Source organism: Duganella sp. CF458, assembly GCF_900113115.1.
Classification (GTDB): Bacteria; Pseudomonadota; Gammaproteobacteria; order Burkholderiales; family Burkholderiaceae_D; genus Rugamonas.
The window spans coordinates 107,340-131,547 of the sequence record NZ_FOOF01000004.1 but is presented as its reverse complement, the minus strand read 5'-3'; the positions used below and the strand labels follow the sequence as shown (position 1 = coordinate 131,547).

Annotated in this window: 23 protein-coding genes; 8 read left to right on the top strand and 15 right to left on the bottom strand. The window is 61.7% G+C overall.

Going from position 1 to position 24,208, the window contains the following annotated elements:
* From glxR to gcl, 3 genes are read right to left on the bottom strand one after another with little or no spacing between them, the layout of a single operon-like run.
* Nucleotides 1-888, bottom strand: coding sequence for a 2-hydroxy-3-oxopropionate reductase (gene glxR / locus BM269_RS07565; RefSeq protein WP_090436408.1), 888 nt, complete (start codon nucleotides 886-888; stop codon nucleotides 1-3).
* 24 nt (nucleotides 889-912) lie between these two features.
* On the bottom strand, nucleotides 913-1,692 hold the full coding sequence (gene hyi / locus BM269_RS07560; protein WP_090436407.1) for a hydroxypyruvate isomerase: 780 nt from the start codon (nucleotides 1,690-1,692) through the stop codon (nucleotides 913-915).
* 11 nt (nucleotides 1,693-1,703) lie between these two features.
* A complete protein-coding gene (gcl, locus tag BM269_RS07555) occupies nucleotides 1,704-3,446 on the bottom strand; it encodes a glyoxylate carboligase (protein WP_090436406.1) in 1,743 nt (580 codons plus the stop codon).
* A 126-nt stretch (nucleotides 3,447-3,572) separates the two neighbouring features.
* Here gcl and BM269_RS07550 point away from each other — a divergent pair, with 126 nt between their 5' ends.
* Nucleotides 3,573-4,541, top strand: a complete 969-nt coding sequence (locus BM269_RS07550; RefSeq protein WP_090436405.1) for a LysR family transcriptional regulator — start codon at nucleotides 3,573-3,575, stop codon at nucleotides 4,539-4,541.
* Here the strand turns inward: BM269_RS07550 and BM269_RS07545 are convergent.
* The 3 genes from BM269_RS07545 to BM269_RS07535 all read right to left on the bottom strand — a co-directional run bounded on the left by BM269_RS07545 (nucleotide 4,471) and on the right by BM269_RS07535 (nucleotide 8,166).
* On the bottom strand, nucleotides 4,471-5,430 hold the full coding sequence (locus BM269_RS07545; protein ID WP_090436404.1) for a hypothetical protein: 960 nt from the start codon (nucleotides 5,428-5,430) through the stop codon (nucleotides 4,471-4,473). The genes BM269_RS07550 and BM269_RS07545 overlap by 71 nt on opposite strands.
* Nucleotides 5,431-5,504: 74 nt before the next feature.
* On the bottom strand, nucleotides 5,505-6,377 hold the full coding sequence (locus BM269_RS07540; protein WP_090436403.1) for a flagellin N-terminal helical domain-containing protein: 873 nt from the start codon (nucleotides 6,375-6,377) through the stop codon (nucleotides 5,505-5,507).
* Between the two features lie 172 nt (nucleotides 6,378-6,549).
* Nucleotides 6,550-8,166, bottom strand: coding sequence for an electron transfer flavoprotein-ubiquinone oxidoreductase (locus tag BM269_RS07535; protein WP_090436402.1), 1,617 nt, complete (start codon nucleotides 8,164-8,166; stop codon nucleotides 6,550-6,552).
* A gap of 211 nt (nucleotides 8,167-8,377) precedes the next feature.
* Between BM269_RS07535 and BM269_RS07530 the strand changes: the two genes are divergently transcribed.
* Nucleotides 8,378-9,154, top strand: a complete 777-nt coding sequence (locus BM269_RS07530; protein ID WP_090436401.1) for an SDR family oxidoreductase — start codon at nucleotides 8,378-8,380, stop codon at nucleotides 9,152-9,154.
* Here the strand turns inward: BM269_RS07530 and BM269_RS07525 are convergent.
* Nucleotides 9,151-9,696 (bottom strand): PAS and helix-turn-helix domain-containing protein, encoded by a 546-nt coding sequence (locus tag BM269_RS07525; protein WP_090436400.1) that lies wholly within the window; start codon nucleotides 9,694-9,696, stop codon nucleotides 9,151-9,153. The genes BM269_RS07530 and BM269_RS07525 overlap by 4 nt on opposite strands.
* 82 nt (nucleotides 9,697-9,778) lie before the next feature.
* Here BM269_RS07525 and BM269_RS07520 point away from each other — a divergent pair, with 82 nt between their 5' ends.
* Together BM269_RS07520 and BM269_RS07515 are read left to right on the top strand one after the other, a co-directional pair.
* Nucleotides 9,779-10,477 carry a CoA transferase subunit A gene (locus BM269_RS07520; RefSeq protein WP_090436399.1) on the top strand — a complete coding sequence of 233 codons (699 nt, stop codon included), beginning with the start codon at nucleotides 9,779-9,781 and terminating at the stop codon, nucleotides 10,475-10,477.
* A gap of 12 nt (nucleotides 10,478-10,489) precedes the next feature.
* Nucleotides 10,490-11,134, top strand: a complete 645-nt coding sequence (locus BM269_RS07515; protein WP_090436398.1) for a CoA transferase subunit B — start codon at nucleotides 10,490-10,492, stop codon at nucleotides 11,132-11,134.
* A 140-nt stretch (nucleotides 11,135-11,274) separates the two neighbouring features.
* Here BM269_RS07515 and BM269_RS07510 read toward each other — a convergent pair whose 3' ends face one another.
* The 7 genes from BM269_RS07510 to BM269_RS07480 all read right to left on the bottom strand — a co-directional run bounded on the left by BM269_RS07510 (nucleotide 11,275) and on the right by BM269_RS07480 (nucleotide 19,141).
* Nucleotides 11,275-14,613 carry a pilus assembly protein gene (locus BM269_RS07510; RefSeq protein WP_090436397.1) on the bottom strand — a complete coding sequence of 1,113 codons (3,339 nt, stop codon included), beginning with the start codon at nucleotides 14,611-14,613 and terminating at the stop codon, nucleotides 11,275-11,277.
* Nucleotides 14,614-14,648: 35 nt separating this feature from the next.
* Nucleotides 14,649-15,224: a hypothetical protein gene (locus BM269_RS07505; RefSeq protein WP_090436396.1), complete on the bottom strand. Its 576-nt coding sequence runs from the start codon at nucleotides 15,222-15,224 to the stop codon at nucleotides 14,649-14,651.
* Nucleotides 15,224-16,246: a PilW family protein gene (locus BM269_RS07500; protein WP_170860312.1), complete on the bottom strand. Its 1,023-nt coding sequence runs from the start codon at nucleotides 16,244-16,246 to the stop codon at nucleotides 15,224-15,226. Before BM269_RS07500 ends, BM269_RS07505 begins: the two co-directional genes overlap by 1 nt.
* 11 nt (nucleotides 16,247-16,257) lie before the next feature.
* Nucleotides 16,258-16,821, bottom strand: coding sequence for a type IV pilus modification PilV family protein (locus BM269_RS07495; RefSeq protein ID WP_090436395.1), 564 nt, complete (start codon nucleotides 16,819-16,821; stop codon nucleotides 16,258-16,260).
* A complete protein-coding gene (locus BM269_RS07490) occupies nucleotides 16,815-17,264 on the bottom strand; it encodes a GspH/FimT family pseudopilin (RefSeq protein ID WP_170860311.1) in 450 nt (149 codons plus the stop codon). The genes BM269_RS07495 and BM269_RS07490 overlap by 7 nt, the downstream gene beginning before the upstream one ends.
* Before the next feature lie 4 nt (nucleotides 17,265-17,268).
* Nucleotides 17,269-17,661: a type IV pilin protein gene (locus tag BM269_RS07485; RefSeq protein WP_170860310.1), complete on the bottom strand. Its 393-nt coding sequence runs from the start codon at nucleotides 17,659-17,661 to the stop codon at nucleotides 17,269-17,271.
* Nucleotides 17,662-17,824: 163 nt separating this feature from the next.
* Complete coding sequence (locus tag BM269_RS07480) at nucleotides 17,825-19,141, bottom strand: dicarboxylate/amino acid:cation symporter (RefSeq protein WP_090436392.1); 1,317 nt, start codon at nucleotides 19,139-19,141, stop codon at nucleotides 17,825-17,827.
* Between the two features lie 135 nt (nucleotides 19,142-19,276).
* On the opposite strand from BM269_RS07480, the gene BM269_RS07475 reads away from it, so the two are divergent.
* Nucleotides 19,277-19,813 carry a gamma carbonic anhydrase family protein gene (locus tag BM269_RS07475; RefSeq protein ID WP_090436615.1) on the top strand — a complete coding sequence of 179 codons (537 nt, stop codon included), beginning with the start codon at nucleotides 19,277-19,279 and terminating at the stop codon, nucleotides 19,811-19,813.
* On the opposite strand, the gene BM269_RS07470 is transcribed toward BM269_RS07475, so the two are convergent.
* Nucleotides 19,814-20,608 (bottom strand): 3-hydroxybutyrate dehydrogenase, encoded by a 795-nt coding sequence (locus BM269_RS07470; RefSeq protein WP_090436391.1) that lies wholly within the window; start codon nucleotides 20,606-20,608, stop codon nucleotides 19,814-19,816. It abuts the gene before it with no gap.
* 73 nt (nucleotides 20,609-20,681) lie between these two features.
* On the opposite strand from BM269_RS07470, the gene BM269_RS07465 reads away from it, so the two are divergent.
* The 3 genes from BM269_RS07465 to BM269_RS07455 are packed head-to-tail and all read left to right on the top strand — an operon-like array spanning nucleotide 20,682 to nucleotide 24,187.
* The gene (locus BM269_RS07465; protein WP_090436390.1) at nucleotides 20,682-21,563 is read left to right on the top strand and encodes an alpha/beta fold hydrolase; all 882 of its coding nucleotides are present in this window, start codon (nucleotides 20,682-20,684) and stop codon (nucleotides 21,561-21,563) included.
* Nucleotides 21,564-21,572: 9 nt separating this feature from the next.
* Nucleotides 21,573-21,920, top strand: coding sequence for a RidA family protein (locus BM269_RS07460; RefSeq protein ID WP_090436389.1), 348 nt, complete (start codon nucleotides 21,573-21,575; stop codon nucleotides 21,918-21,920).
* Nucleotides 21,921-21,940: 20 nt separating this feature from the next.
* Nucleotides 21,941-24,187, top strand: coding sequence for a RelA/SpoT family protein (locus BM269_RS07455; protein ID WP_090436388.1), 2,247 nt, complete (start codon nucleotides 21,941-21,943; stop codon nucleotides 24,185-24,187).
* Nucleotides 24,188-24,208 lie beyond the last annotated feature (21 nt).

The following is a 24,208-nucleotide window of genomic DNA, read 5'->3' as shown; positions in this document are numbered from 1 at the left end:
TCAGGCCTGCGAAATGCGGTGGTTGGACATCAGTTCGATTGCCTGGCACAGTGCGGAGTGGTCGAGCCCGGACAAGCCGTTGGCCGCGCAGGCGTTCATCAGTTCCTGCGTAGCCGAGGTGTTCGGCAGCGACACGCCCAGCGCCTTGGCGCCTTGCAGCGCCAGGTTCAGGTCCTTCTGGTGCAGGGCGATGCGGAAGCCCGGGTTGAAGGTACGCTTGACCATGCGTTCGCCGTGCACCTCCAAGATGCGCGAGGAAGCGAAACCACCCATCAGCGCTTCACGCACCTTGGCTGGGTCGGCACCGGCTTTGGATGCGAACAGCAGCGCTTCCGCCACGGCCTGGATGTTCAGCGCCACGATGATCTGGTTGGCGACCTTGGTGGTCTGGCCGTCGCCGTTGCCGCCGACCAGGGTGATGTTCTTGCCCATCAGGTCGAACAGCGGCTTGACGGTGTCGAAGGCTTCCTGCGGGCCGCCGACCATGATGGTCAGCGAGGCCGCCTTGGCGCCCACTTCGCCGCCGGAGACCGGGGCGTCCAGGTAAGCACAGCTCTTCTTGTTGATCTTCTTGGCGAATTCCTTGGTGGCGATCGGCGAGATCGAGCTCATGTCGACCACGATCTTGCCTGCGGAAAGACCGGCGGCGATGCCGTCTTCGGAGAACAGGACTTCTTCCACCTGCGGGGTATCGGGCACCATCAGGAAGATGATGTCGGCGCGCTTCGCCACTTCCATCGCGGAGGTGCAGACCGTGGCGCCGCCTTCGACCAGGTTGGCCGGCGGGTTCTTCACGTCGTGCAGGTAGAGTTTGTGGCCTGCTGCCTGCAGGTGGCCGGCCATTGGGCCGCCCATGATGCCGAGACCGATGAATCCAAGTTTTTGCATGGTACTTTCTCCTCTAGGTTTTATTCAGGCGGCCAGCACTTGGCGCCACCCCAGGCCCGCTTCGGTGCCGGCCTTTGGTTTGTATTCGCAGCCCACCCAACCGTCGTAGCCGATTTCGTCCAGGAAGTTGAGCAAGTAGCGGTAATTGATTTCACCGCTCCCGGGCTCGAAGCGGCCCGGGTTGTCGGCCAGCTGCACGTGCTTGATGACCGACAGGTGATTCTTGATGGTGTTGGCCAGTTCGCCTTCCATGCGCTGCATGTGATAAATGTCGAACTGCAGGAACAGGTTGTCCGAAGCGACCGACTCGATCAGGTCCAGGCCCTGGCGGGTGCCGGACAGGAAGAAGCCTGGGATGTCGAAAGTGTTGATCGGCTCGATCAACAGCGGAATGCCGGACTTTTTCAGTGCGGCGGCCGCGAACTTCAGGTTGCTCACCAGCGTGGCCCGGGCGTCGGCATCGGCCACGCCTTCCGGCTTGATGCCGACCAGGCAGTTGATGTGCCGGGTTTCCAGCACGCTGGCGTAGGCCAGGGCGGTTTCCACGCCCTGTTCGAACTCGCCGATGCGGTTCGGGTGGCAGGCGATGCCGCGCTCGCCGCCGGCCCAGTTGCCGGCAGGAAGGTTGTGCAGCACCATTTCCAGCTTGTGCTTTTCGAGCTGTTCGTGAAGCTGTTGCGGCTCGAACTCGTAAGGGAACAGGAACTCGACGCCCTTGAAGCCGTTGCGCGCGGCGGCGCCGAAGCGTTCCAGGAAAGGCTGCTCGTTGAACAGCATGGTCAGGTTGGCAGCGAATTTAGGCATTGCGGTTCCTCTTAAGCGGCGTCGATGATGTCGTTGAACTCATTGATGGCGTTGATCTCGGTGCCCATCGCGATATTGGTCACGCGTTCCAGGATCACTTCCACCACCACCGGCACGCTGAACTTCGCCATCAGCTCGCGGGCTTGTTCGAAGGCAGGGATGATGTCGTCCGGCTTGTGCACCCGGATCGCCTTGCAGCCCAGGCCTTCCACAACCGCCACGTGGTCGACGCCGTAGCCATTCAGTTCCGGTGCATTGACGTTCTCGAAGGACAGCTGCACGCAGAAATCCATGTCGAAACCGCGCTGCGACTGGCGGATCAGGCCCAGGTAGGAGTTGTTCACCAGCACGTGGATGTATGGCAGCTTGAATTGCGCCCCCACGGCCAGTTCTTCGATCAGGAACTGAAAGTCGTAGTCGCCGGAAATCGCCACGATGTCAGTGCTTGGGTCGGCAGCACGCACGCCCAGCGCGGCAGGGATGGTCCAGCCCAGCGGGCCCGCCTGGCCGCAGTTGATCCAGTTGCGCGGCTGGTAGACGTGCAGGAACTGGGCGGCGGCGATCTGCGACAGGCCGATGGCCGACACGTAGCGCGTATTGCGGCCGAAGTATTTGTTCATTTCCTCGTACACGCGCAGCGGCTTGACCGGCACGTTGTCGTAGTCGGTACGGCGCAGCATGGTGCGCTTGCGGTGCTGGCACTGCGCTACCCAGCCGGTGCGGTCGCGCAGCTTGCCGGCGGCTTTCCACTCCTTGGCCACTTCGATGAACAGTTCCAGTGCGTAGCCGGCATCGGACACGATGCCCAGGTCCGGACCGAACACGCGGCCGATCTGGGTTGGCTCGATATCCACGTGCACGAAAGTGCGGCCTTCGGTGAACACGTCGACGGAGCCGGTGTGGCGGTTGGCCCAGCGGTTGCCGATGCCGATGATGAAGTCGGAGGCCAGCACGGTGGCATTGCCGTAACGGTGGCTGGTCTGCAGGCCGGCCATGCCCGCCATCAGCGGGTGATCGTCCGGGATGGTGCCCCAGCCCATCAGGGTCGGGATCACCGGCACGTTGACGATTTCGGCGAAATCCTGCAGCAGGGCGGAAGCGTTGGCGTTGATGATGCCGCCGCCGGCGGTGATCAGCGGGTGTTCCGCGTCATTCATCATCTCCAGGGCCTTCTCGACCTGGGCACGCGAGGCGCGCGGCTTGAAGGCGTCCAGCGGGGTGTAGGTCTCGGGGTCGAATTCGATCTGCGCCATCATCACGTCGAACGGCAGGTCGATCAGCACCGGGCCTGGACGGCCGGAGCGCATCAGGTGGAAGGCTTGCTGGAACACGCGCGGCACCTGGGCCGGTTCCAGGACCGTGGTCGCCATCTTGGTGACCGGTTTGGCGATGGACGAGATGTCCACGGCCTGGAAATCTTCCTTGTGCAGGCGGGCGCGCGGCGCCTGGCCGGTGATGCACAGGATAGGGATCGAGTCCGCTTGTGCCGAGTACAGGCCGGTGATCATGTCGGTGCCGGCCGGGCCGGAGGTGCCGATGCAGACGCCGATATTGCCTGGCGCGGCGCGGGTATAGCCTTCCGCCATGTGGGAGGCGCCTTCAACGTGGCGGCCCAGGATGTGCTTGATCTTGCCGTTCTTTTTCAGTGCGGCGTACAGCGGATTGATGGCGGCACCCGGGACGCCGAATGCGACCGAAATGCCTTCTTTCTGCAGTACGTGGACAGCCGCTTCGGCTGCCGTCATTTTTGCCATGGTGGTCTCCTGATATGCGTGTAAAGCGTGTTGTTGATGTTTTGTATGCTATCGGCGAACGGTTGACCTGATAAGACGACAAAAAATCGTTTCATTCAATACTCCAGGTATGGAATAATCAAAACCATGGACAAGCTCAAACAAATTGAAGCCTTTGTTGCCGTGGTGGAGAAGGGCAGCCTGGCGCGCGCGGCGCTGGAACAGAACATCACGCCGGTGATGCTGGGGCGCCGAATCGATGCGTTGGAAAAGCGCTTGGGGGTAAAACTGATGCACCGCACCACGCGCCATCAGACGTTGACGGAGCAGGGCAATGTGTTCCTGGAAGATTGCCGCAAGCTGCTCTCTGGGCTGGACGTCGCCGAGCGCAATATTTCGGAAGGGCGGCACAAGGCCACGGGCCACCTGATCGTGTCCGCACCGGCCTCGTTTGGACGCCAGCATGTTGCACCGCACGCGCCGGCATTCCTGGCCGCCAACCCGGACGTGCAGATCTCCTTCAACCTGACCGACCAGGTGATCGACCTGGTGCGCGAAGGCTATGACCTGGGCATCCGTATCGGTGGCGTGATCGACCCCAGTTTCGTGGCGGTGCGGCTGGCGAAGAACCGCCGTGTTGTATGCGGCACACCGGAATACTTCGAGCGCCACGGTATTCCGCGCACGCTGGACGACCTGGCGCAACATAACTGCCTGGCCTTCAACCTGCAGGGCGGCCAGCAGCGCGGCTGGTATTTCCAGCAAGGCGGCAAGCCGGTCACGGTAAGGGTGCAGGGGAACCTGGATTGCAACGACGGCGAACTGCTGCACCGCTGGGCATGTGAAAGCCTGGGGCTGGCGTGGCGTTCAACCTGGGAGATCCAGGCGCAGCTTGCCGAAGGCAGCCTGATTACGGTGCTGGACGATTTTGCGCTGCCGGACTACGACATCATGGCGGTGTACCTGCAGCAAAGACATTTGCCGGCGAAGATACGCTTCTTCATCGACGAATTGAAAGAGGTGTATGCGCAGCCCGGCTACTGGACTAGGCCGACAGCGCTTGTTCCGGCAAGCGTGGCTGCGACAGGAACACGGCAACTTCCGCCATCGCCTTGAACAGGGCGGCGGTCAGCAGGGCGACCTGCGGGCGCGACGGCTCGTTGTCGAGATGATTGACCGGCGTCAGCTCGCGCATCAGGCGCGCACGCACGATCTGCAGGCCGCAATGGCCGATGATGGAGGCAATGCGCGGCAACATTTCGCGCACCTGCTGCATGGCTTCATTGCTGGCGGCGCCGATTTCCAGCACCACGCCAAGTTCCGAAGGCTCCATCTGCACCACCACCTTGCCGATGCCGGGCAAGTTCATTTCCAGCCGCAATGCCACGCGCGGCCGGCGGCGCCGCTGCTCCGGCGGGCCATCTTCCTGGCCGGGGTCGCGCGCCACGACACGCAGCGTGAGCTTTTCGGCGCCCCAGGCGTAGACGGCAAAACGCCAGGCATCCAGTTCGGACACCAGGCCCGGATAAGGGCGGCCATCGCGCAGCACGGGCGGCGGCGGGTCGGCCATGAACAGGCTCGATGGCACATGGCGGCCTTGATTCTGCTGCTGCAGGGCGGCGCGCTGCTCGCCGTAGGTGCGCACCATGACCTGCCAGGAAGCGGCCAGCAAATTGGTATCGGGGGTGTGCCAGACCATCTGGCGCAAGGGGAATAACTGGTTGGGCTGCATCGACAACGCTTCCTGCGACAGCAGGGCGCCAATCGTTGCGCCTGCGGCAGCCGTGCTGCGCATCAGCTGGTTGTGCTGGGCACCTTCCATCGCTTCGATCAGCGCGCCGACGGAAGCGGGCAGGCCGCTTTGCAGCGCGAACTCGGGCGTATCGCCCGGCGGCTGGGCAACCGGCGGAACCGGCTGGGCATTGACCTGGCCGGGATTTTCCCGCACCTGGCGATCGTGGATGCTCAGGCTCGGATTGGACGAAGTGACGCGATCGATTGCCATACAAACTGATAGTAATACGGCGATATAAAAAAAGCCAACCGCGCACGGTTGGCTTTCTCAGGCCACCTGCGGGATTACTGCAGCAGGGACAGGACCAGGGAGGACTGGCTGTTGGTCTGCTTCAGCATGGCGGTGCCGGCTTGCAGCAGCATCTGCGAGGAGGTCATCTTCGCCGATTCGGAAGCGAAGTCAACGTCCATGATGCGGCCGGTTGCGTTCTTGGTGTTGGTCGAGATGTTGGACAAGTTGTTGAACACGTGGTCCAGGCGGTTCGCTGCTGCACCCAGGCTCGAACGGGTCGAAGCGACGTTGTCGATCGCGGTCGACAGCTTGTCGATGGTGGCGTTGGCGGCTGCGGTCAGTTCGGTGCCTGGGGTGCCTGGCACGCTGAACACGGAGCTGGCAGCGTTGATGACGTTAGCGATCGTACCTGCGGTACCGACTGCGCCGAAGTTGGCGGACAGGTCCAGTGCCATGGTCTCGCTGGTCGATGCGCCGATCTGGAACGTCACTGCGGTGGCCAGGGTGCCGCCGGTCAGCAGCTTTTGGCCGCCGAAGCTGGTGTTGGTCATGACGTTGGACAGTTCCTTGCCCAGCGCGTCATATTCAGCCTGCATTGCGGTCTTGTCGGCGGCGCTCGAGGAGGCGTCCGCTGCCTGGGTTGCCAGGTCTTTCATGCGGGTCAGCATATTGCCGACTTCGTCCAGCGCGCCTTCAGCGGTCTGCAGCATGGAGGTCGAGTTCTGGGTGTTGCGCATTGCTACCGACATGCCGCTGGTCTGCGATTTCAGGCGGGTGGCGATCTGCAGGCCTGCTGCGTCGTCCATGGCCGAGTTGATGCGGAAGCCGGTGCTCAGGCGGGTCATCGAAGTCGACAGGGAATTCTGAGTGCGGGTGATCGAGTTCTGTGCGGACAGGGCCGCTGCGTTGGTGTGAAGGCTCAGCATGATAACTCCTGGGTGGTTGGTTCGAATCGAGCAGCGGGTCTTTTTCTGCGCTCTCAAAAGTACAAGACGACCGTGGGACCGGGAGCATTAAATGCCGAGTGGAAATTTTTTCGATTTTTTTTGGGCCTTGCCAGGGTGACCATGAAAAAGGGGGCCGAAGCCCCCTTTGCTATTACATGTTCGGATAGTTCGGCCCGCCGCCGCCCTCTGGCGTGATCCAGACGATATTCTGGGTCGGGTCCTTGATATCGCAAGTCTTGCAATGCACGCAATTCTGCGCGTTGATCTGCAGGCGGTCCTGGCCTTCGTCGGTTTTCACGAATTCGTACACGCCAGCCGGGCAGTAGCGCGATTCCGGACCGGCAAACTTGGCAAGGTTGACATTCACCGGGACCGCATTGTCTTTCAGCGTCAGGTGGATAGGCTGGTCTTCGGCGTGGTTGGTATTCGAGATGAATACCGACGACAGGCGGTCGAAGGTCAGCTTGCCATCCGGCTTGGGATAGCTGATCGGGGTGAATTCCGACGCCGGACGCAGGCAGGCATGGTCCGGTGTCGAATGGTGCAGGGTCCAAGGCGCTTTGCCGCGGAATACGATCTGGTCGATGCCGGTCATCAGGGAGCCCAGGTACAGGCCTTTCTTCAGCCATGGCTTGACATTACGCGCCACGTGCAGCTCTTCGTGCAGCCAGGACTGTTCGAAGGCGGTCGGGTAGGCTGCCAGCTCATCGGCGGAACGGCCGGCACCCAGCGCTGCCACGACAGCGTCGGCGGCCAGCATGCCGGACTTGATTGCAGCGTGCGAACCCTTGATGCGGCTCATGTTCAGGAAACCGGCGTCGCAACCGATCAGCGCGCCGCCCGGGAACACCAGCTTCGGCAGCGATTGCAGGCCGCCGGCGGTAATCGCGCGGGCGCCATAGGAGATCCGCTTGCCGCCTTCGAGGAAGGTGCGGATTTCCGGGTGGGTTTTGTAGCGCTGGAATTCTTCGTACGGCGACAGGTATGGATTCTCGTAATCCAGGCCGACGACGTAGCCGATCATCACCTGGTTGTTTTCCAGGTGGTACAGGAAGGAGCCGCCGTAGGTCTTGCTATCCAGCGGCCAGCCGGTGGTGTGGATCACCAGGCCCGGCTGGTGCTTGGCCGGATCGATTTCCCACAATTCCTTGATGCCGATGCCGTACGACTGGGGATCCTTGCCCTTGTTCAGGTCATATTTGGCCATCAACTGCTTGCCCAGGTGGCCACGCGCACCTTCGGCAAACAGGGTGTACTTGCCGTGCAGTTCCATGCCGAGCTGGAAGTCGGGGCCGGCTTCGCCGTCGCGCTTGACGCCCATATTGCCGGTGGCAACGCCCTTCACCGAGCCGTCGTCGTGGTATAGGATCTCGGCGCCGGTAAAGCCAGGGAAGATTTCCACGCCCAGTGCCTCAGCCTGCTGGCCGAGCCAGCGCACCACATTGCCCAGCGAAATAACATAGTTGCCGTGGTTCTCGAAACACTTCGGCAGCATGAAATTCGGGGTCTTGAAAGCCTTGCTCTCGGTCAGGAACAGCACGCGGTCTTCGGTGACTTCGGTGTTCAGCGGAGCGCCCAGTTCTTTCCAGTTAGGGATCAGTTCGGTCAGGGCTTTCGGGTCCATCACGGCGCCGGACAGGATGTGGGCGCCGAGCTCGCCGCCTTTTTCCAGCACGACGACGGAGGTATCCGCGTTCAGCTGTTTGATCTTGATCGCTGCCGCCAGGCCAGCAGGGCCGCCGCCAACGATCACAACGTCGTACTCCATTGCCTCGCGTGGGCCGTACTGTTCTACAAGGTTGCTCATGGTGTTTTTATAAGAATGATGGAAAATGTGGTGCTGGAAATAGAACGAGTGTGCTCTTTTTTCCTTGGTATTGCAACGGTGGCGCCATTGTGAGGGCTAATATTAGACGTGGCAATCTAATAAGGAGGTTTTTTGTGTCATCATGGCGGAACGGAATCATAAGGAGTAGCCGGTGGGGATCGAAGTTAATTTTGAGGGCAAAATCGCCCTGATCACAGGCGCCTCCAGCGGGCTTGGCGCCCGTTTCGCCAAGGTGCTGGCCAAGGCCGGATGCCAGGTGGTGCTGGCCTCGCGCCGCATCGAACGCCTGAAAGAACTGCGTGCCGAAATCGAAGCTGATGGCGGTGCCGCCCATGTGGTGACGCTGGACGTGACCGATTACGCAAGCATCAAATCCGCCATCGCCCATGCCGAAACCGAGGCGGGTCCGATCGACATCCTGGTCAATAATTCCGGTGTATCAATGACGCAACGTTTGCTTGACGTGTCGCCGGAAGATTATGACTTTGTCATGGACTGCAACCTGCGCGGCGCCTTTTTCGTGGCACAGGAAACGGCCAAGCGCATGATTGCGCGCGCCAAGGGCGATCCGCGCAAGCAGCACCGCATTATCAATATCGCTTCGGTGGCCGGCTTGCGCGTGCTGCCGCAGATCGGCGTGTATTGCATGAGCAAGGCAGGCGTGGTGCAGATGACCAAGGCGATGGCGGTGGAGTGGGGCAAGTATGGCATCAACACCAACGCGATCTGCCCCGGCTACATCGAGACCGAGATCAATGAAGATTACTTCGCCAGCGACCAGGGCAAGCGCCTGATCGACATGCTGCCGCGCAAGCGCGCCGGCAAGCCGGAGGACCTGGATGGGTTGCTGCTGCTGCTGGCGGGCGACGAGGCGCACTTCATCAATGGCGCGATCATTTCCGCAGACGATGGGATGATGGCTGGTTAGCGCGCCCCAGCCAGCTTGTGCACCAGCTCGGTCGCCGTCGAAGCCCCAAATTTGCGCATCAGCGAAGCCCGATGCATCTCCACCGTCCGCGGCGACAACCCCGCATCGCGCGCAATCATCTTGCTGGTCTTGCCTTCCACCAGCAAGGCCGCGATTTCCCGTTCGCGCGGGGTGAGGGCGGCCGACACCGGCCGCTGTTCCGACACATCTTCAAACGTCCAGATGCCGGCGCCCAGCGGCTGCGCCGCATCGAGCGCGCGTCCGGTCACATGGCACCAGAACAATTCACCACCGGCACGGCGCATGATGCGTTCATCCGAATAGCGCCCCTTGGCGTTCATGATCGGGATGATGCGGTCCCCGGTACGCTGGTATTCATCCTGCGTCGGGTACAAGACCTGGAACGACTGCCCATCCAATTCCCCCGCACTGTAACCGAACATGGCCGCCAACGCATCGTTGCCGGCCTGGATCACGCGCTTGTCCGACACGCACATGCCTACCGGGGCGAATTGGAAGATGGACTCGTAATTGATCGGCATTGCGGTATTTCTACGGTATTGATGTTTGAGCGGGCGTATTCTATCCTCAATCGCCTTCTGGCCATTTGAACAAGGAGACATAATGAACAAGATTTACCCGGATGCCAAGGCCGCCCTGGCCGGCATCGTGGCCGACGGCCAAACCATCGCGGTCGGCGGTTTCGGCCTGTGCGGCATCCCGGAAGCGCTGATCGCCGCCCTGCGCGATAGCGGCGCCACCGGCCTGACCGCGATCTCCAACAACGCCGGCGTGGACGGCTTCGGCCTGGGCCAGTTGCTGGAAACCCGCCAGATCAAGAAGATGATCTCGTCCTACGTGGGCGAGAACAAGGAGTTCGCACGCCAGTTCCTGGCAGGCGAGCTGGAGCTGGAATTCACCCCGCAAGGCACCCTGGCTGAAAAGCTGCGCGCCGGCGGCGCCGGCATCCCTGCCTTCTTCACCAAGACCGGCGTCGGCACCATCGTCGCCGACGGCAAGGAGATCCGCGAATTCGACGGCGAACAGTACGTCATGGAGCGCTCGCTGGTGGCCGACGTATCCCTGGTTAAAGCCTGGAAGGCCGACAAATCGGGCAACCTGGTGTTCCGCAAGACCTCGCGCAACTTCAACCCGAACGTGGCTTCCGCCGGCAAAGTCTGCGTGGTGGAAGTGGAAGAAATCGTCGAAATCGGCGCCATCGACCCGGACGCCGTGCACCTGCCTGGCATCTACGTGCACCGCATCGTGCTGAACGCCAGCCCGGAAAAACGCATCGAACAACGCACCGTGCGTGCCAACTAAGGAGAACACAACATGGCATGGACCCGTGATGAAATGGCCGCGCGGGCGGCGAAAGAGCTGCAGGACGGCTTCTATGTAAACCTGGGCATCGGCCTGCCGACCCTGGTGGCCAACTACGTGCCGCAGAATATCGAAGTGTTCCTGCAATCGGAAAACGGCCTGCTGGGCATCGGCCCGTTCCCGACCGAAAGCGAAGTGGATGCCGACCTGATCAACGCCGGCAAGCAAACCGTGACCGCACTGCCGGGCGCGGCGTACTTCAGCTCCGCCGATTCGTTCGCCATGATCCGCGGCGGCAAGATCAACCTGGCGATCCTGGGCGCGATGCAGGTATCGGAAAAGGGCGACCTGGCCAACTGGATGATCCCCGGCAAAATGGTGAAGGGCATGGGCGGCGCGATGGACCTGGTGGCCGGCGTCAAGAAAGTGGTGGTGCTGATGGAGCACGTCGCCACCGCCAAGGATGGCTCGGTCTCGCACAAGCTGCTGAAGAAATGCGACCTGCCGCTGACCGGCGTCGGCGTGGTCGACATGATCATCACCGACCTGGGCGTAATGGAAGTGACCCCGACCGGCATCAAGGTGACCGAACTGGCCCCCGGCGTAAGCCGCGAAGAAATCGCCGCCGCCTCCGGCGTGGAGCTGTCGTTCGCCTGATTCCCACGCCAGGCTAGCAGTAAAAAAGTCGGGGTCAGCTCTGGCAACCGGACATTTTGCGCAGCAAAATGTCCGGTTGCCAGAGCTGACCCCGACTTTTAAGCATGTAGCCTTAGGGCATGGCGTGGTTCCGTCTTTATTTACTGGCCCTTGACGTAAGTGTATTTACGTTTCCGAACCGAACTGATCTTCGGCTTCACCGTGGCCGAGTTAATCGCGGACGGGGTGTAGCCGGAGCCGATCACGACCGAGACGCGGCGGGACGGGCTGCCCGGTTCGCCGCGCACCTGCACGCCGCTGGCCATCACCGGGGAAGGCGGCAAGCCGCCGCCGGCAAAGGAGGAAGAGCGATTGCCGCCGCAGAAGCCGTCGGCGCTGATGGCGCCGGACGCATTGAACAGGTTGACGACGTAGCCGCGCGCTTCGCCCAGTGCGGTCGAGCAGCTGGCGGCGTTGCCGACGATCGGTCGGTTGGTACTGAACATCACGGTGCCGCCCACGATCAGGGAGGAAGTCACTACCTGCTCCCCTTTTTGCAAGCCCATGAACCAGCCGCGGCTGCTGCCGTTCGGCAGCACGTTCGGCGCGTTGCAATCGGTCGGCGAGGTGCTGTCGGTCAGGCTGGTATCCATGTTCAGGCCAGCTTCGTCCGTCTCCGGCTTGGTGGCCAGGTTGTCCAGTGCCACGTAGAAGCGGTTGGCGGTCGAGTCATAGGGGTACTGCCAGGACAACGGGTGCTCGCGATCACCGCTGCCGAGTGCGACATAAACGAAGCCCTTGGTGAACAGCAGGGCCGGGCCGAACATGAACTTGCGCGGGCTGCTGGCCTGGTTGGTGTAGGCCACGCGGTACATGCGCCAGGCACTGGCGGCCAAGGCGCCCCGGGTGGTCGGGCCGTCGATCAGGTCGATGCGGTAGATGTTGCCGCCCATATCGGCGGCGTAGGCATAGTCGGGCATGCCGTCATTGTCGATGTCGACCATGGAAATATCGCCGACCACGCTGCGCTTGGTCTTGAAGCTGGCCAGCAGGGATCCGTTTTCGGCATCCATGATGTACACGAAGCCGCCTTTGCCGGCCACGCAGGTCGGTGCGCCAGTGTTGGCGTCTTCGCAGTTGTCGTAGCCGCCGCCCATCATGATCAGGGGGCGGGTGGCCGAGTAGCCTTTGACGAAGGCGACGCCTGGAACTGACCAGGTCTGGCCGATGCCCTCAAAGCCGGTGGTGCAGCCGGTGTCGTTGGCCAGGTTCGGGCAACCGACCGACCACATCAGGCGCGGGTTGTCGATGTCGGTGACATCCATGCCGTAGACCATGCGGCCGCCGCGGCGCATGGTCGGGTAGATCCAGATTTTCTTGGCCTCGCTGGCAGTCAGCGGCTGGTTCTGGAACACGCCGGTCGACCCGTCGAAGAAATAGTCTTTCGGGCTGCCGATGGCCGAGACGTCGCCGGGACCTGCCACGTTCGGGTAGTTCACCAGCGGCGTCTGGTCCTTCAGGCGTCCCAGGCGGCTGAAGAATTCGGGCGCGATAAAGGCCCAGCGTTCCTTGCCGTTGCTGGCGTCCACAGCGCGGAAGAAGCCATCGTTGGAGCCGTAGAATACGAACACATTGTTCTCGTCATAGGCCAGCGGCAGCGGGCGCGAATGGATCACGTCGCCATGGATCGACGGACGGGTGGTGGTGGCCGGATTGTCCGGACCGCGCTCCTGTGTGACGTCGGCGCCCTTGATAAAGTTGACCAGGTCGGTCGGCAGGCCGCTATTGGTGGTGTTGAAATCCACCAGCGTGCTGCCGCCGGCGGTGCGGGTGTACAGCCGGCGGTTGACCGCATAGCTGGGAGTACCGGCGTTGCCGGGATCGTTGCCGTTGCGAAGCATTTGCGCCATCGCGCCTTTTTCAACCGAGGGGCCGTCGGGCGCATCGGAATAGGGCGAGACGCCTTTCGCCAGGGTGCGGCAGCCGCTGGCCGGGTCGGGGTTGATGCCGAGCTTCTCCCAGTAGGCGCCTTTGTCGACAGTCCAGTAGCTTTGCGCGCAATCGGTAATGAAGCCGGTATTGTCGTTGACCGCCAGCTGGCCGTTGGCATCGCCCAGCTTGACGTCGGAGCCATCCATCACCAGCTGGTAGCGCTTCAGGTTGCCGAACCAGCGCGGCTTGGCATCCGGGTCTGGACGGAACATGCCGATGAAGACCTGGTTCTGGTTTTGCGAACGGTTGGTGGAGTTCACCGGCAGCGAGGTTGATGCAAAGGTGGAGTTCACCGCCAGCACTTCGCCCAGGATCTGGTTCAGCGCATCGGTGATCGCTTGCTGGTTCTTGGCGGCGAAATACTTGCCGCCGCCAGCCTTGGCCATGCTCAACATCAGCTTGGTGTGCTCGACATTCTGCTGGGCGTTGTAAACGTCGATGGTGTAGAACGTTACCTTGGACTTCATGCTGCTGGACGGGATCGGTACGCCCTTGTCGTGCATGAAGCGCGCCCATTCGTCCGAGTTCCAGGGATTGGCGTCGGTGCTCTCGCCACCCGTCGGTACGTTGGTCACCGTGCTGTTGACGCCGTTGATCGCAAACGATGAGGTGCCGACCGGGCACACCTTGCTGCCGTTGTTCAATGCCGAACCGATCTGGCAGCCGTCGGTGTAGTTGCCGCAGGTGGTGGGCCATGGCGCCATGTTCAGTTCGGCGGCAGCGGCGCTCTGGCTTGAGTAGCAGACCGAGGTCTGGCCGATATTGGTGACGCTCTTGACGGTCTGGGTCGAGAAGTTCGGCAGTCCGAGCTGTTTGGTATTGCCGCCCAGGCTCTGCAACTGGCTGGTGTTGGCGGAATCGTCCTTGGTCGGTCCGCTCTGGTCCGGGTTGGTGACGAAAATCACAATGGTCTTGGCGCAGCTTGCATCATCGGTCAGCGGGGACTTGAACGGCACCCATTTGCTGACATAGCCGGCCGGGTCGGCAATCGAGCCTGGCGTCACGCCTTTCGCTGCGGAGTAGCCGGGCAGGCCGCCGAGGTAGTTGTACACGTCGTACATCAGGTTGCCGTACATGGTGCCCGAATTGCGCTTTTCGATCGGGCTGGTAATGCCGGTATCGATGGTGTCGAGGCGATTGCCGAAGGCGTTCCTGGCCGACGGCGTCATTGGCTGCACCTGGAAGCGCACGAAGCCGCCGTTGTCGTTGGCATTGCCGTCGGTGACGAATTCGAACAGGCCGACGTTGACCTTCTCGTCCAGGCCGGCAATCGCGCTCTTGATGGCGCGCACCTCGGACTGGCCCTGGGTCAGTCCACCCGGCCATTTCTGCGCCTGGCGCGACCAGTTTGACGTGTTGTCCAGCACGATCAGGATGCGTGGGTTGATCGACGTGCCGGCGGAGGCGCCGGTGAAGATATCGATGTCGTCAGCGCCAGCAGGGAACGACAGGAGGGTGGCGCATGCACCGAGCCCGGCGGCTGCGGTGAGTAATAGCTTTTTTGGCATGGCTGGCTCTCAATAAAAAGCGGGCTAGTTATTCTCTATTTGCATGTGGTGTCCGCGTTGTCGGTCGGGATGCGCATCGCAACGCCCTGTACCATGACGACTTCGGATTGGACTTGCTGGTCCTGGCTGGTGGCCGCCATTTCCCAGGTGGTATCGGCACACATCGAGTTGCCCCTCTGGGCCTGTCCGCCGACGATGCCGAAATCGCCCGGCGTACCCAGGCTGCAGCCGCGGTCCTCTTCACTGCCGGTGATGTCGAGCTCGGTCGACTTGATGGTGCGCACCTTGACGCATTTTGGCGTGCTCAAGGCGGTCACGATATCGATCACCTTGTCGCCATTGAGGTCGAAGCAGCGATGGTTGCTGTTGAGGCATGGCTGGTTCAGTGCGTCGCTTGGCGTATCGAAGAAGCGGGTACTGGACATGGCTTCATCGAGCACGCTGCGGCTGGCGGCGATCCCTTCATCGCGGTTTTGCATATTGTTGACAACCTGGATGCTCGATTTGCCCAGGTTGAAGGTGGTCATCGCCAGCAAGGTGATCAGCACGAGCATGACCAGGGCCACCACCAGGGTCATGCCGCCTTGCCGCTGGAGTGCGCGGTGTGTCATCAGGATTTCCTTCCGGCCACGTTCGGCAGGCCGATCAGCGAGGTGAAGACGTGGCGTTTGAATTTATCGTTGCTGGCGTTAATGACGTTGGGTTGGCCCTTGTCGTCCGCGCCGAGCACATAAGTCTTGGTATCGGTATGCCCGAGCGACGGGCTGAGGGTGCGCGCCAGCAGGTGCAGCTTGACCGACACCACATTGCCCCAATCGGCATCATTGATCTTGCTGGTGAAGCTGTCGGCCACGCCGTCTTCGTTACTGTCCAGGCCGTACTCTATCTGCATGTTCTCGATTCCCTCGGCCAGCGGCACAATCTGGACCGACATGACCCCGTTCTTGCTCACCACTTCGGCACGCTTGAGGGTAGGGACGCCGTCGCCCGCCAGGCTGTTGTTGGCAACGAAGTAGATATGGGTCAGCAGCCGCCGCACATCGGCCGGGGTGCCGCTGTCATTGACTTCAGTGCAGTTGTACTGGTGCAAGGTGAAGCCGCTGTTGAGCGTGGAGATCTGGTAGTGCTTGGTCTTGTCGCTTGAGCCGAGTTCGTACTGGTTCGAGCATTGCGAGGCCTGGAAGAACGGACCGCCGGCGCTAGCGTCTTCACAATCGGCCGCGCCGACCACGCAGGTGTGGGTATGGCGTACCACCACCACGTCGGTGTTGGCCTTGACGTCGGACAGGCAACCGAGCGCATTGCTGTTGTCATAGCCCTGTACCGCGAAGGCGAGGGCGTCACGCAGGGTGGCCATGTCGATGGCGCAAGGGTCGGGCAGTGCCGCCGGTACCGCCAGTTCGATCGGGTCGTACTCGGAATAATATCCGGCGTTGCGCAAGTCGCCGGTCATCAGCTGCATGGCATAGCGCCCGTTTTCCACCTGGCGGTTGGCGCGTTCGATTTCCATCTGGGCAGCGCTATTGCTGGTGAACAGGGACGACAAGCCGGCGAGCAGCAACAGGCCGATGGCGACTGCCACCATCAGCTCGACGACGGTAAAGCCTGGCTCGCGACGGCGCTGGGTATGCATGAATGGGCTCCTCATTTGCATTCGAGTTGAGGAATCAGGACCTGGGCGGCAATCAGGCGGCGATAGGTCTCGTCGCCGAACTGGTTCTTGCCGCAATCCATGGATGGCGCCTGGGTGGCGTGCAAACCCTGCCAGGCCACTGCAACCTGCACGATGCCCGGTTTGCAAACGCCAGGCGAGGGGTCGGCAACCTGCAGCATGGAGATACAGCCGCGTGCGCCGATCATCGCGCCGACCTTGGTATTGCTATCGCTTTCCGCAGCACCTTTCAGCGAGTTGCTCCATTCGCAGACGTCGCGTGCTGCGCCCGCGCCAAGGGCGTTGCAATCGGCCGGTTGCGCGTCGCCGGTGCCGATGTTGCTGGATTCGTAGGCCGCGCTGTTCTTCGGGTTGCCTTGCACGCGGGCGGTCATGTCGTCCAGCAGGATGACCGCCTGGGCGCGTTGGTAGGATTCGATCGAACCGACGCTGGCCTTGGACTGGAAGACGGCAATGCCCAGCAGGCCAAAAGCCAGGATCACGATGGTGACCAGGACCTCGATCATGGTGACGCCGTGTTGGTGGTTTTTTAGCATGATTTGGCTTGCACGTTCGGGCGACCGCCGAGGTCGATCCTGATGCAGCTGGCTTTGCCAGTGGAAGACGTAATCGAAAACTGCAAGTCGGTATCACCCTTGACCCGGCCTGCAGGGTTGAAGGTCACGCCGGCCGCCGGTCCGGCGACCGTAATCTGCGAACGCGTCGTAAAACTGGCCAGGGCCGGTTCGCCCGGGTTCGGGCTTGGAATGGTCCAGCCCGTGTTCCAGTTGGTGGTCGGGGCGATCGTCACGTCCTTATTGCGCTTGATGGCCTCGCTGCGTGCCCGCAGAATGCTGGTGAACAAGTCGCTGGACGTGCTTTTAACGCGCTGGTTGGTGATGAAATCCTGCATGGCCGGCATGCCGACCGCTGCCAGGATGGCGATCACAGCCACCACCGCCATGGTTTCCACAAGGCCGAAGCCGGTTTGGCGCTTCATGGCATCACCACTTGTCGGCCGGCAGCTTGGCGCCGGCCTGGTCGATGCTGATGTCGCCATCGTCTACCTGGCTGGTGCCGGCGACAGGCGTGGCAATGATCTTGAACGTGGGGGGCGGGCCGCTGTCCGTCTGGATGGCGATGCTGTAGAACTTGGAGACGGAAGGCGGGGTTTGCATGTTCAGGCCGCTGACCGAGTCCTTGTAGACGCGCGCATCGGCGAGGAATTGCTGCTCGCGCTGGGCCAGGTCGATCAGGTGCTGCTGCGCAGCTGCCCGGTTGCCGCGCACCACGTGGCGCGTATAGCTGGGAATGGCGACTGCAGCGAGGATACCGACAATGGCGACGGTGATCATCACTTCAATCAGGGTAAAACCACGGTGGCTGGGGAGTTTCATCCTGGCTTCCGTTATGTGCATTATTAGTGAGTTTATTCTAGGTTTCGTGTTTCTGTGAGTCAACATTTAACTCGCTACTCTTCGTTACATTTGCGCCACAAAAAAAAGACGGGCCCCATGCAGCTTTGCATGGGGCCCGTCTTAGTGCTAGCGGAGGGGCGGCTTACTCGGCGGTAGCAGCCAGTGCCTCGCTTGGCGCCGCCTGGACTGGCGGATTCAGCGGGGATGGATTGGCCAGTTCACGCTGCAGGGTGTCCATGTCCAGTTCGCCTTCCCACTTGGCGACCACCAGGGTTGCCACGCCGTTGCCCACGAAGTTGGTCAGGGCGCGGCATTCGCTCATGAAGCGGTCGATGCCGAGGATCAGGGCCATGCCTGCCACCGGGATGCTCGGTACCACGGCCAGGGTTGCGGCCAAGGTGATGAAGCCGGCGCCGGTGATGCCGGAGGCGCCTTTGGAGGTCAGCATGGCAACGCCCAGGATGGTCAGTTGCTGCCACAGCGTCAGGTCGGTGTTGGTGGCCTGCGCTACGAACAGGGCGGCCATGGTCATGTAGATATTGGTGCCGTCCAGGTTGAAGGAGTAACCGGTCGGTACCACCAGGCCAACCACCGGCTTGGAGGCGCCCAGCTTTTCCAGCTTGCGCATCAGGGAAGGCAGGGCGCTTTCCGAGGACGAGGTGCCCAGCACGATCAGCAGCTCTTCCTTGATGTAGGAGATGAAGCGTGAGATCGAGAAGCCGGTGTACTTGGCGATCAGGCCGAGCACGATGAACACGAACAGGAAGCAGGTCAGGTAGAACGAACCCATCAGCTTGGCCAGCGGCAGCAGGGAAGCGATGCCGTATTTGCCGATGGTGAAAGCCATGGCGCCGAAGGCACCGATCGGGGCGGCCTTCATGATGATGTTGACCATGCCGAAGAAGGCATGCGATACCTCGTCGATCAGCTTGGTGACCGGACGGCCACGCTCACCCAGCAGGGACAGCGCAAAGCCGAACAGCACGGCAACCAGCAGCACCTGCAGGATGTCGCCCTTGGCAAAGGCGTCGAACACCGTGTTAGGGATGATGTTCAGCAGGAAGTCGGTGGTGGTCAGTGCCTTGGTTTTTTCCGTGTACTGGGCGATCGACTTGGTGTCCAGCGTATGCGGGTCGGCGTTGAAGCCGGCGCCAGGCTGCATGAAGTTGGCAACGGCCAGGCCGATCACCAGGGCGAAGGTGGAAACGATTTCGAAGTAGATCAGGGCTTTGCCGCCGACGCGGCCGATCTTCTTGACGTCCTGCATGCCGGCGATGCCGCTCACCACGGTACAGAAGATGACCGGGGCAATGATCATTTTGATCAGTTTGATGAAACCGTCGCCAAGCGGTTTCATGGCTACCGCGTCGGTCGGCAGGTAGGTGCCGAGCATGACGCCGCAGAAAATGGCGAACAGTACCTGAACGTACAGTACTTTATAGAAGGGTTTCTTTTCCATGATGAGGGGGCCTCGTTTGTCTCCGAATATCCCCATCATGGCAAACGGGTTGTCTTGCCGCTATTGTGTCTATCCCCATTGTGGAAAACCACAATCGGGTGGCTGCCGCAGCGCCGCAAGCCATATAATCCTGGCATGACCCTGCAATCCTACCTCGACACCTTCCCCCAACTGGCAGACGGCGTGTTCGTCCACCCGTCCGCGCAAATCATCGGCGACGTCAGCATTGGCCGCGATGCCTCGATCTGGTGCAATGCCGTGCTGCGCGGCGACGTCAACCGTATCACGATCGGCGCAGGCAGCAATGTGCAGGACTTTGCCATGTGCCACGTGTCGCACCGCTCGGCGGCCAAGCCTGAAGGCGCCGCCCTGACGATCGGCAAGCACGTGACGATCGCCCATTCGGTGCTGCTACATGGCTGCACCATCGGCGACGAATGCCTGATCGGCATGGGCGCGATCATCATGGACGACGTGGTGATCGAAAAGCATGTGATGGTGGGGGCGGGCAGCCTGGTCGCGCCCGGAAAAGTGCTGAAGAGCGGCGGGCTGTATGTCGGCCGGCCCGCGATGCGCATCCGCGAGCTGACCGAACAGGAGATCGCGCATTTCAAGTACTCGGCCGAGCACTATATGCGCCTGAAGAACAACTACCTGGCGCAGCAGGACTGATTACTGGGCGACCCAGCCGCCATCCATATTCCAGGCCACGCCGCGCATCTGCCGGGCCGCAGCCGAGCACAGGAAGACCGCCATCGCGCCCAGCTCGTCGGGCGTGACGAATTCGCCGGACGGCTGTTTTTCTGCCAGCAGTGCCGCTTTGGCAGCCTCGTTGGACAAGCCTTCTTTCTCGGCCCGCGCATCGACCTGCTTTTGCACCAGGGGCGTCAATACCCAGCCCGGGCAAATCGCGTTGCAGGTGATGCCGGTCTTGGCGGTTTCCAGCGCGGTGGCCTTGGTGAAGCCCACCAGGCCATGCTTGGCGGCGACATAGGCCGACTTGCCGGCCGAAGCCACCAGGCCGTGCACCGAAGCGAGGTTGATGATGCGGCCCCAGTTGCGCGCCTTCATGTGCGGCAGCGCCAGGCGGGTGGTATGGAAGGCGGAGGTCAGGTTGATGGCGATGATCGCGTCCCAGCGCTCGGCCGGGAAGTCTTCGATATTGGCCACGTGCTGGATGCCGGCGTTATTCACCAGCACGTCGACGCCGCCGAACTTGTCGGCGGCATAGGTCATCATGGCTTCGATGTCGGCCGGCTTGCTCATGTCGGCGCCGTGATAGCCTACCTGTACCCCGAATTCGGCAGCCAGCGATTCCTGCAGCCTGGCGATTTCACCCGCGTCGCCAAAGCCGTTCAAGATGATGTTGGCACCTTCCGTTGCCAGGCTGCGCGCGATGCCCAGGCCGATGCCGGAAGTCGAGCCGGTAACGAGCGCGGTTTTGCCGCGCAAAGTCGTGCTGACCATTTGGTCCCCTATAATTAGTTAGCCAATGTAGAATGTAGCGCAAAAACCAATAGTACGGGGAGCGAGGAACCGAATGCCAGAAGCTAAAATCAAGTCCGTTCAGTGTTTCTCCATGTCTGGCCTGCACCAGATGGCGTACAAGGAATGGGGCGAAGAAGACAACCCGAACGTGCTGGTTTGCGTGCACGGTGTGACCCGTGTTTCGGACGATTTTGACAATCTCGCACAGTCACTGTGCAAGGATTACCGTGTGGTTTGCCCCGACGTGGTGGGCCGCGGCCGCTCCGGCAGCCTGGTCAACCCGCAGCTTTACCGGCTTCCCCAATACGTGAGCGATATGGTGACCTTGCTGGCGCGCGTGCTGGCCAATGGCGAGCGCCAGACGGTCGACTGGTTCGGTACCTCAATGGGTGGCCTGATCGGCATGGGCCTGGCTTCGCTGCCGGACAGCCCGGTCAGCAAGCTGGTATTGAACGATATCGGCCCCACCTTGGACTCGGTGGCGATCCAGCGCATCGGCGACTACATTGCGCAGGAAGTGCGCTTCCCGACCTTCAAGGCTGGCGCCGAATTCGTGAAGATGGTGTCCACCACATTCGGCCAGCACACCGACGCGGAATGGCATAAGCTGGCCGCCGACGTACTGCGCCAGGACAGGGACGGCTCGTGGGTGCGCCATTACGATATGGGCCTGGCCTTGCCGTTCCAGTCGGTGACGCCGGAATCGGCCAAGGCCGACGAAGCGATGCTGTGGGCCGCCTACGATGCGATCCGCTGCCCGACCTTGCTGGTGCGCGGCGCTAATTCGGACCTGCTGTCGCGCGAGACGGCGCAAGCGATGACCCAGCGCGGCCCGCAAGCCAAGCTGGTGGAAATCCCGGACGTCGGACATGCGCCGACCTTCCTGCACGACGACCAGATCGCGATCGCCAAGGATTTTTTGTTGAACCACTAAGAAGGCAATATGGAAATCAATCGTTTTCACGTAGGTAAGCGCCTGTCCGAAATGGCAGTGCACAATGGCACCATCTACCTGGCAGGCATGGTTCCCGCAGTCGGCGGCGACATCCAGGCCCAGACCAAGGACGTGCTGGCCCAGATCGACAAGCTGCTGGCCGAAGCAGGCAGCGACAAGTCGCGTATCCTGATGGCGCAAATCTACATCACTGACCTGGCCAATTTCCCCGGCATGAACGAAGTGTGGGATGCCTGGGTCGTCGAAGGCAACACCCCTCCACGCGCAACCGTAGTGGCGCAACTCGCCCGTCCCGAATGGCTGCTGGAAATCGTGGTGACGGCCGCACAAAACTAAGCTGTATGAGGTAAGAAGTAATGGTTTCAATCGCGGCTCTCAATAGCGCAACGTCGGACCAGTTGGTGCAAGGCTTGTCCGGCGATGATGGGGCGCGCGTTCTGGCTGCGCTCGACCACGCCAGCCAGGCGTATAGCGGCCGTATCGCCGGCCACGGGCAGGATGCCCTGGAATTCGCCATCGGGGTGGCCAGCACACTGGCCATCCTGCGCACCGATGCGGAAACCCGCATCGCGGCACTGATGTTCGAGCTGACCCTGCTCGACGCCGATACCGCGCCATCCATCGAGCCGCGCTACGGCCAGGAAGTCAACGACCTGGTGGCCGGTGTGCGCCAGCTGATCCGCTTGCGCGAACTGACGCTGGCGTCCTCCGGCAGTGCTGCGCGCTCCAAGACTGCGGCGCAGCAGGCTGTCGCCCAGGTCGAGTCGCTGCGCAAGATGCTGCTGGCGATGGCCACCGATATGCGCGTGGTGCTGGTGCGGCTGGCTTCCTGCTGCACCACCTTGCGCTACTTCTCCGATATCAAGCGCTTTGATGAAGTCACCCGCGCTTACGGCCGCGAGACGCTGGACCTTTACGCGCCGCTGGCCAACCGCCTCGGCATCTGGCAGATCAAGTGGGAGCTGGAAGACTTGTCGTTCCGCTTCATCGAGCCCGATACCTACAAGCGCATTGCCAAGATGCTGGAAGAGAAGCGCATGGCGCGCGAGAGCTTCGTCACGTCTTCCATTGCGCGCCTGCAGTCCGAACTGGCCTCCGCAGGCATCAAGGCTGAAGTGTTCGGCCGGCCCAAGCACATCTACTCCATCTGGAACAAGATGAAGGGAAAGGACCTGGACTTCTCGGAACTGTACGATGTGCGCGCCTTCCGCGTGATCGTCGACGACGTGAAGACCTGCTATACGGTGCTCGGCGTGGTCCACAATATCTGGACCCCGATCCCGAAAGAATTCGACGATTACATTTCCCGCCCCAAGCCGAATGGCTACCAGTCGCTACACACCGTGGTGACGGCGGACGACGGACGTCCCCTCGAAGTGCAGATCCGCACCCAGGAAATGCACAACTTCGCCGAATACGGCGTGGCGGCGCACTGGCGCTACAAGGAGGAGGGCGGTTCCAATTTCAAAGGCCAGCAGTACGATGAGAAGATCGCCTGGCTGCGCCAGCTGCTGGCCTGGAAGACCGAGGTGGCCGATGCGGTGGTCAATAACGAAGACCAGCAGCGCGAGTGGGTGGAGAAACTCAAGTCCACCACGCTGGACGACCGCATCTTCGTGCTGACGCCGCAGGCGCGCGTGATCGAGTTGCCGGTCGGCGCCACGCCGATCGATTTCGCCTACCATCTGCACAGCGATGTGGGCCACCGTTGCCGCGGTGCGCGGGTGGACGGCCAGATGGTGCCGCTGAATACGCCGTTGAAAAGCGGGCAAACTTGCGAAGTCATTACCGCCAAAGGCGCGCCGGGCACGGCTGGCCCGTCGCGCGACTGGCTGAGCCCAGGCTATACCGTATCGAACCGTACCCGCACCAAGGTACGGGCTTGGTTCCACGCCATCGACGTGCAGGAAACTGTCGCCAATGGCCGCTCCCTGGTTGAGAAATCGCTGCAGCGGGAAGGCAAGACTGCTGTGAACCTGGAAGCGTTGGCGCAAAAGCTGGGCTTTGGCAAAGTCGATGACCTGTTCCTGGCGGTTGGCAAGGATGAGTTTTCCCTACGTCACGTCGAGGCCGCCTTGCGCGACCCGGCCGAGGAAGAAGATTCCACCGACCAGGTGGCGGTCAACAAGAGCCGTAATTCGAGCGTCGATTCGGGCGCCAAATCGGGCGTATTGGTGGTTGGTACCGATGGCCTGATGACGCAATTGGCCAAATGCTGCAAACCGGCGCCGCCCGATCCCATCGTTGGTTTTGTCACGCGCGGCAAAGGCGTTTCGATTCACCGCGCCTCGTGCAAAAACTTTGCCGAAATGCGCGCCAAGGCGCCGGAACGCGTAATCGTGACCGCGTGGGGCGCTGCCCGATCCGATACGGTATTCCCGGTCGATTTATTTGTATTGGCTGCGGACCGCCAGGGATTATTGCGCGACATTTCCGAAATTTTCTCGCGCGAGAAAATCAACGTCACCGGCGTAAATACCCAATCGGCAAAAGGCCAGGCCCGTATGACATTTACGGTCGAAATCGGCGCTACCAGCCAGTTGCAAAAAGCGCTGGCCGCGATCAGCGAAGTCACCGGCATCCTCGAAGCACGCCGCGCCTGAGGGGGAGCGGATCACCTCCCA